8 protein-coding genes and 1 rRNA gene are annotated in these 10,740 nt (G+C 68.7%); 1 reads left to right on the top strand and 8 read right to left on the bottom strand.

Annotated elements, in window-relative coordinates:
* Window positions 1-417: ribosomal RNA gene (locus VGV13_18625) — 16S ribosomal RNA — on the bottom strand; the annotation flags it as partial.
* A gap of 285 nt (window positions 418-702) precedes the next feature.
* Window positions 703-1,995 carry a tyrosine--tRNA ligase gene (tyrS, locus tag VGV13_18620; GenBank protein HEV8643104.1) on the bottom strand — a complete coding sequence of 431 codons (1,293 nt, stop codon included), beginning with the start codon at window positions 1,993-1,995 and terminating at the stop codon, window positions 703-705.
* 113 nt (window positions 1,996-2,108) lie between these two features.
* Here tyrS and VGV13_18615 point away from each other — a divergent pair, with 113 nt between their 5' ends.
* Complete coding sequence (locus tag VGV13_18615) at window positions 2,109-4,304, top strand: PBP1A family penicillin-binding protein (GenBank protein ID HEV8643103.1); 2,196 nt, start codon at window positions 2,109-2,111, stop codon at window positions 4,302-4,304.
* A gap of 13 nt (window positions 4,305-4,317) precedes the next feature.
* On the opposite strand, the gene VGV13_18610 is transcribed toward VGV13_18615, so the two are convergent.
* The 6 genes from VGV13_18610 to aspS all read right to left on the bottom strand — a co-directional run.
* Window positions 4,318-5,790 (bottom strand): glycine--tRNA ligase, encoded by a 1,473-nt coding sequence (locus VGV13_18610; GenBank protein HEV8643102.1) that lies wholly within the window; start codon window positions 5,788-5,790, stop codon window positions 4,318-4,320.
* Window positions 5,791-5,792: 2 nt separating this feature from the next.
* Window positions 5,793-6,578, bottom strand: coding sequence for a DNA repair protein RecO (gene recO / locus VGV13_18605; GenBank protein ID HEV8643101.1), 786 nt, complete (start codon window positions 6,576-6,578; stop codon window positions 5,793-5,795).
* 1 nt (window position 6,579) lies between these two features.
* On the bottom strand, window positions 6,580-7,557 hold the full coding sequence (gene era, locus VGV13_18600) for a GTPase Era (protein ID HEV8643100.1): 978 nt from the start codon (window positions 7,555-7,557) through the stop codon (window positions 6,580-6,582).
* Complete coding sequence (gene ybeY / locus VGV13_18595; GenBank protein ID HEV8643099.1) at window positions 7,554-8,018, bottom strand: rRNA maturation RNase YbeY; 465 nt, start codon at window positions 8,016-8,018, stop codon at window positions 7,554-7,556. Before ybeY ends, era begins: the two co-directional genes overlap by 4 nt.
* Complete coding sequence (locus VGV13_18590) at window positions 8,018-9,019, bottom strand: PhoH family protein (protein HEV8643098.1); 1,002 nt, start codon at window positions 9,017-9,019, stop codon at window positions 8,018-8,020. Before VGV13_18590 ends, ybeY begins: the two co-directional genes overlap by 1 nt.
* Window positions 9,016-10,740, bottom strand: a 1,725-nt coding sequence (gene aspS, locus VGV13_18585; GenBank protein ID HEV8643097.1) for an aspartate--tRNA ligase, incomplete at its 5' end; no start/stop codon positions are given. The genes aspS and VGV13_18590, both read right to left, overlap by 4 nt.

The following is a 10,740-nucleotide window of genomic DNA, read 5'->3' as shown; positions in this document are numbered from 1 at the left end:
CGCGGCGTCACTCCGTCAGGCTTTCGCCCATTGCGGAAAATTCCCCACTGCTGCCTCCCGTAGGAGTCGGGACCGTGTCTCAGTTCCCGTGTGGCTGGTCGTCCTCTCAGACCAGCTACCCGTCATAGCCTTGGTGAGCCGTTACCTCACCAACTAGCTGATAGGCCGCGAGCCCCTCCAAGAGCGGCAGCTTGCGCCGCCTTTCCTCCCCAGATCTCGTGACCCGGGGAACGTATCCGGTATTAGCCTCCCTTTCGGAAGGGTATCCCGGTCTCGAGGACAGGTTACCCACGTGTTACTCACCCGTACGCCACTAGGACCGCGATATGATTGCTCACACCGCGATCCTCGTTCGACTTGCATGTGTTAAGTACGCCGCCAGCGTTCGCTCTGAGCCAGGATCAAACTCGCCATAAAAAGCGATGAACCTGGTCCCCGAAGCCCGAACGTTTCACTGCGATGCAGTTACTCGGCCGGGCGCAAGGTTCCTCAGAAACGGATGGTGCTCACACCTCTTCGGTGAGCCGATAGCATATGCGACTTTCAAAGAGCGCTACGGTCAGCTTGGAAGGTGACCGGAACTGCTAAATCATTGCTCGCCTCTGCCGCGAGCAAAAACCGACTATACGCATGACGGGTTCCCATGTCAAGATCCTTCGTGGCCCTCCGGGGCCCGTCGCCCACAGGCCATCGTCCCCGGCATCAACGGTCCCGGCCGGGCTGGGCGAGAGTCACCGCGTGGTAGGTCTTTTTCCCCTTCCGAAAGATCAGGTACTTCCCGTGCAACGCCCTGTCGCGGCTAACTCGAGCGTCCGCGCTCCTGACCTTTTCCCCGTTCATCTGGATGGCGCCGGCTGCGATCAACTCGCGGGCCCGCTTCTTTGATTCGGCCAGCCCGGCCTGTGTAAGCACGTCGGTAAGAGGGACGGGGTCAGCCCCGAGCGTCAGTTCCATCCGCGGCATGGCGCTACAGGCTTGAGCGGCCTCCTCTCTCGTCAAAGACTTGACGTCGCCTGTGAACAGGGCATCCGTAATCCGCTCCGCCTCCTCTATGGCCGCCGCCCCGTGGACGAGCCCCGTGACCTCGCGGGCCAGCACGCGCTGAGCCTCGCGCTTCTCGGGCGCGCGCCGCACGGTCGCCTCGAGATCCGCAATGTCGTCAGGCGTAAGAAACGTGAAGTACTTGAGGTACGACACCACGTCGGCGTCGGCAGTGTTGACCCAGAACTGGTACATCTCGTACGGTGAGGTCTTCGCCGGGTCGAGCCACACGGTGCCCGTCTCGGTCTTGCCGAACTTCCTCCCGTCCGCCTTGGTCACCAACGGCAGCGTGAGCCCGAAGGCCGGCACCGCCAGCAGCCGGCGGATCAGGTCCATCCCCGCCGTGATGTTGCCCCACTGGTCGCTCCCGCCGATCTGGATGGTGCACTCGTAGTCGCGGCAGAGGACGAGGAAGTCGTAGGCCTGGAGGATCTGGTAGCTGAACTCGGTGTACGAGAGGCCGGCGTCCGAGCGTCCCAGCCTAGACTTGACGGACTCCTTGGCGATCATCGCACCGACCGAGAACTCCTTGCCCACGTCCCGGAGGAACGGGATGACGTTGAGCTCGGAGAGCCACGTGTAGTTGTCGAGGAGCTTGGCCGCCCGGGGTCCCTCGAAATCGACGAAGCGGGCCACCTGGCGCTTGAGCTGTTCCGCCCAGGCCGCTACCTGTTCCTCGGGATTGAGCGCGCGTTCCCCGGCCTTGCCGCTCGGATCGCCGATAAGCCCCGTGCCGCCACCGATCAGCACGATGGGGCGGTGGCCGTGGAGCTGGACGCGGCGGAGGCCGAGCAGGGGCAGCAGGCTGCCCACGTGCAGGCTCTCCGCGGTCGGGTCGAAGCCGCAGTAGACCGTGCGCGAGCCCTGCGACAGATGGGCATCTAGCTCGTCGGGATTGGTCATGTCGGCGACGAGTCCGCGGACCTGGAGATCGCGGAGCAACGGTGTTCGCATGGGCGCGGAAGCATCGGGCATTATCTCACCGCCGGCTGGAGGGGGGAACAACCCGCTTCGTCTTCATCGTGCTTGGCCCAGGTCGAGCGCCGGACCGGTATAATTGAGGGCGCATGTGGCGGTGGTGGCCCCAAGCGAAGATGCAGGACGGCGAGGGCGAGCCCCCCAGCCCGCCGGAGGCAAGGCAGTGGCTCCGGCGGGTGCTCATCGGCGTCGGCGTCGCGACCCTGCTGCTGGCCTCGTCGGTCGGCGTAATCGCGCTCTGGGTCTTCATGATCCTCCCCCGCTCGCTGCCTCCGGTCAGCGCCCTGGAGACCTTCCAACCGGTGCTGGGCTCCAGGATCTACGACGACAACGATGAGCTGATCACCGAGCTCCACGCCGAGCGCCGCATCTTCGTCCCCCTGGCCCAGATTCCGCTGGTCCTCCGCGACGCCATCCTCGCCACCGAGGACCGCCGCTTCTATTCGCACTGGGGTATCGATCCCATCGGCATTGCGCGGGCGATCGTCCAGAACTACCGGCGCGGGCGCATCGTCGAGGGCGGCAGCACGATCACCCAGCAGCTCACCAAGGTTCTCTTCCTCACCCCCGACAAGAGCCTGGAGCGCAAGCTCAAGGAGGCGGTACTCGCCCTCGAGCTGGAGCGCCGGTACGCCAAGGACCGAATCTTGGAGATGTACCTGAACCAGGTGTACTTCGGGCACGGGGCCTACGGGGTGGAGGCCGCCGCCCGGACCTACTTCGGCAAGTCGGTCTCCGAGCTGAACATCCGCGAGGCCGCGCTCCTGGCCGGACTGCCCCGTGCGCCCTCGAATTACTCGCCGTTCGAGCACCCGGAGGCGGCCAAGCTCAGGCGCGAGCTCGTCCTGCGCCGGCTGGTGGAGTACGGCACGCTCAAGGAGGCGGAGGCCAAGCGCCTGGCCCGGACGGACCTGGGCCTGGTGCCGCCCGAGCGCCGACGGACCACGGGCCAGTATTTCCTCGAGTACGTCCAGCAGACGCTGGAGGCGAAGTACGGCGTGGACATGGTGTTCAAGGGCGGGCTCAACGTCTACACGACGTTGAACCCGTTCATGCAGCTCGCGGCCGAGCAAGCGCTGCGCGACGGCCTCAAGTCGCTGGAGGTGCGCAGCGCCAAGGGGCGACCCGGCGACCATCCCGAAGGCGCGGTCGTCACCATCGAGCCCCAGACCGGGTACGTCAAGGCGATGGTGGGTGGCTCCGACTTCTTCCGGACCGAGTTCAACCGGGCGGTCCAGGCCCGACGCCAGCCGGGCTCGGCCTTCAAGCCCTTCATCTACATTGCCGCGGTCGAGTCAGGGTTCACGCCCGCCACCCGGATCGACGATGCGCCGGTCACCTATCCGGTCGGTCGCAACGGCGAGCCCTGGAAGCCGGAGAACTACGACCGCAAGTTCCGCGGGCCGACCACGCTCCAGCAGGCCGTGGAGGAATCGGTCAACGTCGTCACCATCAAGCTGCAGGAGCGTGTCGGCGTCGCCCGCACCATTCAGGTCGCCCGACGCCTGGGCATCACGAGCCCCCTCACCATCGACCTCACGCTGGCGCTGGGGACCTCGGACCTCACGCTGCTCGAGCTGACCTCGTCGTACAGCGCCCTGGCCAACCAGGGCACGTGGATGCCGCCCACCGTCGTCCGCTACGTGACCGATGCGCAAGGCAAGCTGCTCGAGGAGGCCGTGCCCGAGGGTAAACAGGCGGTGGCGCCCGAGACGGCCTACGTGATCACGCATATGCTCAAGGGCGTGGTCGATCGCGGAACGGGGCAGGGGGCGAAGGTGCTGGGGCGGCCGATCGCCGCGAAGACCGGGACGACGAACGACTACTCGAACGCCTGGTTCATCGGCTTCACGCCGCGGCTGGCGACGGGCGTCTGGGTGGGCTACGACCGCCCGCGGAGCCTCGGGCCCGACGAGACCGGATCCCGCGTCGCCGTCCCCATCTGGACCACCTACATGCGGAAGATCCTGGGCGACGCCCCCAAGGAAGACTTCCCGGTGCCCGAGCGCGTCGTGCTGGCCCCCGTCGATCTGGATCCCTCGGACGAGTGCGTGCACGTCGTGATGATGGCGTTCGTCCGCGGGACCGAGCCCACGGTGGCCTGCGGCCCGCGGCGCCCCGGGGAGCCGCCGGACCTTGGCCCCCTGCCGGCGCCGGAGCCGGTCCCGATGCCGGTGCCAGCGCCGCTACCGACGTCGCCTGCGCCCGCCGGCTCCCCCGGCCCCAACGCGCTCGGCGAACCGAATCCGCAGCGGCCGGCCGCGATCTTCCGGCAGTCGCCGTAACCGCCGAGACGTCTCAGCTCTTGGCGCGCGGGTAGGCGCGCGCCGCCTCGTCCCAGGCCGTTTCGCCCAGCAGCCGATCGAACACCTGGGGTAGATCGCCGATGGGAACGCGGATCTGCTCCATCGAGTCCCGCTCCCGGATCGTGACGCAGCGGTCGCCGGCCTCGCCCTTGTCGGAGTCGCCCACCGTCTGGACGTCGACCGTCACGCAGTACGGCGTGCCGACCTCGTCCTGGCGCCGGTACAGGCGGCCGATGGCCGCGGTGTCGTCGTAGACGGTGACCCAGCGCCGGGCGAGCCGATCGCGGAGGTCCCGGGCTGTGGCGACGATGTCGGTGCGCTTCTTGAGGAGGGGCAGCACCGCGACCTTGGTGGGCGCCAGCGCCCGGTGCAGGCGGAGCACCACCCGCTTCTCGCCCCGAACCTCTTCCTCCTGATAGGCATCGACGAGGAAGGCCAGCAGGCTCCGGTCCGCTCCCGCCGAGGGCTCGATGACGTAGGGCACGACGTGAGTACGGCGCTCCTCGTCGTAGTAGGTCAGGGATTTGCCGCTGAACTGCGCGTGCTGCCGGAGATCGAAGTCCGTGCGGTTGGCGATGCCTTCCAGCTCGCTCCATCCCATCGGGAATCGATACTCGATGTCGGCGGTCCGCTTCGCGTAGTGGGCCAGCTCGGACTTGTCGTGCTCCCGCAGCCGGAGATTGTCCGGCCGGATCCCGTATCGCCGGTACCAGGCCAGCCGCTCCTCGATCCAGCGGTCGTGCCACACCTCGTCGGCCGGGCGCCCCTCGATGGTCTCCGCCGGATTGACGAAGTACTCGATCTCCATCTGCTCGAACTCGCGCGTCCGGAAGATGAAATTCCCCGGCGTGATCTCGTTGCGAAACGCCTTGCCGATCTGGGCGACCCCGAAGGGGAGCTTGAGCCGCATCGATTGTAAGACATTGTCGAAGTTGACGAAGATGCCCTGCGCGGTCTCGGGTCGGAGATAGGTGACGGCCGCCTCGTCCTCGACCGGCCCCATGAACGTCTTGAACATGAGGTTGAACTGGCGGGGCGCCGTCAGCTCTCCCTTGCCGCACTCGGGGCACAGCGTCCGGCGCGCGCCGCAGTGGCGGCAAGGCTCGCCCCCCGGCACCTCGAACTTGTTGCCCTTCGTCGCCGGGCAGTAATGGATCCAGGGCTGCTCGTCGAGCTTGTCCGCGCGGAAGCGTCGCTGGCAGGCCTTGCAGTCCACCATCGGGTCGGTGAAGTGATCCAGGTGCCCGCTGGCCCGCCACACCGTCGCGTGCATGAGGATCGAGGCGTCGAGCCCCACCATGTCGGGGCGGAGCTGCACGTTGTCGCGCCACCAGGCGCGCTTGATGTTGTTCTTGAGCTCCACGCCGAGTGGGCCGTAATCCCAGCAGGAGCCGGTGCCGCCGTAGATCTCGCTCGACTGGAAGATGAGGCCTCGACGCTTGCACAGCGATACGAGCACGTCCATGTTCATAGGGGTCGTCTGCCTCCGAGGGTCGGCGAGAATCGTTCCACTTCGCGGACGAAGTGCGAGGTCCGGGTCGGCTGGCCGATGAGTCGCGCCACCTGCCGATCGAGCAGCTCGCGCAGCTCCTGCTCGGCCCCGCCCAGACGGGCGGCCGTGGCCTCGGCCCAGGCCATCGTCCGGAGCCGCCGGAGCGCCGCCACGCTGGCCCCCTCCAGCCGGAGCGCGTCAGGCGTCCCGACATCGCACGCCACGCAGACAACGCCGCCCGCCTCGACGTCCAGGGCCACCGGCCCGCGTCCCGTCGGAGCGCGCCGACCGCACACCACGCAGGCGTCGGTGCGGAGGCGGTGTCCCAGGGCCTCGATGGCGCGGACGCCGAAGACGACGGCGACGCGCCGGGGCGGCGCGCCCCCCTCCATGCTCCTGAGCGCCCGTACCAGCAAACCGTAGACGGCCGCGTTGGGGTCGCGATCCGCGGTGAGCCGCCCCACGCACTCCGCCACCCACGCCGCCTGCCCCAGACGCTCCAGGTCGTCACGCACCCGGTCGAATGGGTGCAGCACGTCGAAGTGGTCCACGCGCACGAGATCGCTACGCCCGGCGTCGAAGAACAGCAGCTCGCCGAGCGTCAGGAGCTCCAGCGCGCCGCTGAAGCGCGACTTCATCCGGCGGGCCGCCTTGGCGACGCCCCGGACCTTGCCGTACTCCCGGGAGAAGAACGTGACGATGCGGTCGCTCTCACCGAGCGGGAAGGAGCCGATGACGACCGCTGCCGACTTGCCGAGCATCCTAGGACGTCAGCCGGAACCCGAACTCCCGCAAGGCCCGGGCGTCCTTGCGCCAGGCGCGGCGTACCTGCACGGCGAGCCCCAGGAAGACCTGGACGCCGAAGAACGCCTCCAGCTCCTGGCGGGCCGCCATGCCAACGCGCTTCAGCATGCTCCCCTCCTTGCCGATGAGGATCCCCTTCTGGGAGTCCCGCTCGACGAAGATCGTCGCCCGGATGTCCAGTCGCGGCGGCGCCTTGTGCTCCACCAGCTCGTCCACGCGTACGGCCACGGCGTAGGGCACCTCCTCGCGCGTGAGCAGGAAGATCTTCTCGCGGATGACCTCGGCGACATAGAACGTCTCCGGCTGGTCGGTCGTCGTGTCGGCGGGAAAGAAGGGTGGATGCTCCGGCAGCGCCTCGGCGATCAGGTCGACCAGGCGGTCGCAGTTGGTCCCGTTCAGCGCCGAGATCGGCAGGATCTCGCGGAAGGCCTGCGCCGTCCGCCACGCGTCGATCCGGGGGAGCAGCAGGCTCTTGTCCTGGAATTCATCCGCCTTGTTGAGCAGACAGAACGCCGGCGCCGAGTGCGCGCGCACGGTCTCCAGGACCATCTCGTCGGGGTGCCGGCGCTCGGCGGCGTCGACGACGGCGCAGATCAGATCGACGTCCTCCAGCGCCCGCTCGACCGTCTTCGACATGAACTCGCCGAGCTTGCCGCCGGGCGGGTGCAGGCCGGGCGTGTCCACGAAGACGATCTGGGCCGCGGGTAGGTTCCTGATCCCGGTGATCCGGTTGCGGGTCGTCTGCGGGCGCGGAGAGACGATCGCCAGCTTCTCGCCCACCAGCCGGTTCAGGAGCGTCGACTTGCCGGCATTGGGCCGCCCGATGAGCGCGACGAATCCGGCTCTTGCCTCGGCGGGGGGCTTCGCCCCCCTTCCGACACCTCCCCCCAGGACCGGTTGCGCCGGCGAAGCCGGCGCTCGAAACGTCGTCCTCATGCGTTCAGCAGGCCTTCCCAGAGGCGGGCGGGCGGCCGGCGCCGGCCGGACGAGAGGATGTCGCGCTCGCGCTCGTGCATCAGGGCCGCCTCCACAGGATCACGATCATCGTACCCGACCAGGTGCAGCACGCCGTGGGTGATCAGCAGGTCCAGCTCCGTCGCGACGTCTACGCCGAGGCGCCTCGCCTGGCGGGCCGCCGTCTCCGCGGAGATCACGACCTCTCCCACCAGGCGGCCCCCGGCCTCCGGTGTCTCCAGGGGAAAGGCCAGGACGTCGGTGCGACGCCGGACGCCCCGGAAGGCGGCGTTGAGTCGCCGCATCTCGGCGTCGTCCACCACGAGGATCTCGACGTCCCCGTTCGCCCGCCCGAGCGCGCGGAGCGCACGCTCAGCGGCCCGGGCCAGGCGCGTCCGGGAGAAGGAGACCCGGCGCTGGCGGTTGTCGATGGCGCACGGCACTAGGCGGGTTTGGGCGACGCGCCGTCTTCGCGCGACCGGGCGTCGTGGGCGTCGTAGGCCCGGATGATGGCCGACACCAGCTGATGGCGCACGACGTCCTGATCGTCGAAGTAGACGAAGCGGATGCCGGGGACGCCCTTCAGGATGGCCTGCACCTCGATGAGCCCCGAGCCCCGGGAGGCCGGCAGGTCGACCTGCGTGATGTCCCCCGTGATCACCATCTTCGAATTGAAGCCTAGGCGCGTGAGGAACATCTTCATCTGCTCGGCGGTGCTGTTCTGGGCCTCGTCGAGGATGATGAACGAGTCGTTGAGCGTGCGCCCGCGCATGTAGGCCAGCGGCGCGATCTCGATCAGGCCCTTTTCCATCAGGCTGGCGACCTTCTCCGCCTCGAGCATGTCGTAGAGCGCGTCGTAGAGCGGCCGCAGGTACGGGTGGACCTTCTCGTAGAGGTCGCCGGGCAGGAACCCCAGGCGCTCCCCCGCTTCCACGGCCGGCCGTGTCAGCACGATGCGCGCGACCTCCCGCTTCGTCAGCGCCGACACCGCCATCGCCACCGCCAGGAACGACTTGCCGGTGCCGGCCGGGCCGATGGCGAAGACCATGTCGTGGGCGCGAATGGCGTCGATGTACCGCTTCTGGCCGAGGGACTTGGGGGCGATCCACTTCTTGCGCGACGGCACCGGGATGGCGTCGGCGAAGACCGCCTTGAGATCGGCGTCCTCGTCGTCGGTCAGCATCCGGACGGCGGCGCGTACCTCGGCCGTGCGCAGCGGGGCGCCCGCGCGGACCAGCTCGGCCAGCTGGGTGATGGCGCGCTCGGCCTTGCGCACCTGGCGCTCGTCCCCCTTCAGCATGATCTCGTGGCCGCGGGCGACGATCCGCACGTCGAGCTCCCCCTCCAGGGTCCGGAGATGATCGTCGTTGCGCCCCAGGAGCGGCAAGAGGTCGATCTCGGGGGCGAGCGAGATGCGACGGGTGACCGTGGTGGCTTCGCTCAACTCGGATTCCTGTCCCAGTCTACCACGGTGATTCCGAGCTCCCGGAGCTGGGCCGGGCTCGCCGGCGCCGGGGCGTCGGTCATCGGGTCGACGCCCCTCTGGGTCTTGGGGAACGCGATCACCTCGCGGATCGAGTCCTCGCCGGCCAGGATGGCCACCAGGCGGTCGAGCCCGAAGGCGATGCCACCCATGGGGGGCGCTCCGAACTCGAGGGCGTCGAGCAGGAAGCCGAACTTCGCGCGCGCCTCGTCTTTGCCGATCCCCAGCAGGTCGAAGACCCGCTGCTGCAGGGCCTGCTGGTAGATGCGGATGCTGCCGCCGCCCACTTCCTGCCCGTTCAGGACGAGGTCGTAGGCTTTGGCCAGGACCGCTCCCGGCTCGCTTTCCAGACGCGGGAGATCCTCGTCGCGGGGCGCCGTGAACGGATGATGCATCGCCTGCCAGCGGCCCTCCTCCTCGCTCCACTCGAGCAGCGGGAAGTCGACGACCCACAGTACCGCGTAACCGCCGGACGGGATCAGGCCGTAGCGGTGGGCCAGCTCCACCCGGAAGCGTCCGAGCACGGTGGCGGCCGTTGGCTTGGCGTCGCCCACCAGCAAGAGCAGATCGCCGGCCGACGCGCCCAGCGCGCCCAGCAGCGCCGGCCGGATCGGCTCCAGGAACTTCCCGACCGGCGACTGCAGCCCGCCCTCGGTGACCTTGATCCACACGAGCCCCTTGGCGCCCCAGGTCTTCGCCGTGGCCACCAGATCGTCGGCCTCCTTACGACTGAGCCCCCCGGCGCCGGGCACGCGAACCGCCTTCACGACCCCGCCCGCCGCGGCCACCTGCCGAAACGCCTGGAACTCGCCGTCCCGGAAGAGCGCCGTCACGTTCTGGAGCTCCATCCCGAAGCGCAGGTCCGGCTTGTCGGAGCCGAAGCGCTCCATGGCCTCGGCGTAGGTGAGGCGCGGGAACGGCCGCGCCAGCTCGACGTCGTGGACGCGGCGAAGGATCTCCGCGACCATACCCTCGATCAGGGGCAGCAGCTCGTCCCGATCGAGGAACGACGTCTCGAGGTCGATCTGCGTGAACTCCGGCTGCCGGTCCTTGCGGAGGTCCTCGTCCCGGAAGCAGCGCACGATCTGGAAGTAGCGCTCGAAGCCCGCCACCATCAGCAGCTGCTTGAAGAGCTGGGGCGACTGGGCCAGGGCATAGAAGCAGCCGCGGTTCAGCCGGCTCGGCACCAGGAAGTCGCGGGCGCCTTCCGGCGTGGTGCGGATCAGGAAGGGCGTCTCCACCTCCACGAAGCCGTGCGCGTGCAGGTAGTCGCGCGTCGCGCGGGACACCGCGTCCCGGATGACGAAGTTGCGGTACATGGCCGGGCGCCGCAGGTCCAGATAGCGGTGGGTCAGCCGCGTCAGCTCGTCGACCTCGACCTCGTCCTCGATGGGGAACGGCAGCGGGCGCGCCTCGTTGAGGATCCGGAGCTCGCCGACGTGGACCTCGATGTCGCCGGTGGCGAGCTTGGCGTTCTCCGTTCCGGGCGGTCGGCGGGCGACGACGCCCCGCACCGCCAGGACGAACTCGCCGCGGATAGCCTCGGCCCGCTCGTGGGCGGCCGCACTCGTCGCCGGGTTGAACACGCACTGCGTGAGGCCGGTGCGGTCCCGGAGGTCGACGAAGATGAGGCCGCCATGATCCCGGCGCCGATGGGCCCAGCCCATCAGGGTGACGGTCTG

Source organism: Candidatus Methylomirabilota bacterium (genome assembly GCA_036001065.1).
Lineage (GTDB): Bacteria > Methylomirabilota > Methylomirabilia > Rokubacteriales > CSP1-6 > MNEF01.
This window is presented reverse-complemented; position numbering and strand designations above follow the sequence as displayed.

Bases quoted from the DNA above. Each gene is read 5' to 3' on its own strand.
- tyrS (HEV8643104.1), bottom strand. From the start codon at position 1,995: ATGCGAACACCGTTGCTCCGCGATCTCCAGGTCCGCGGACTCGTCGCC.
- VGV13_18615 (HEV8643103.1), top strand. From the start codon at position 2,109: ATGTGGCGGTGGTGGCCCCAAGCGAAGATGCAGGACGGCGAGGGCGAG.
- VGV13_18610 (HEV8643102.1), bottom strand. From the start codon at position 5,790: ATGGACGTGCTCGTATCGCTGTGCAAGCGTCGAGGCCTCATCTTCCAG.
- recO (HEV8643101.1), bottom strand. From the start codon at position 6,578: ATGCTCGGCAAGTCGGCAGCGGTCGTCATCGGCTCCTTCCCGCTCGGT.
- era (HEV8643100.1), bottom strand. From the start codon at position 7,557: ATGAGGACGACGTTTCGAGCGCCGGCTTCGCCGGCGCAACCGGTCCTG.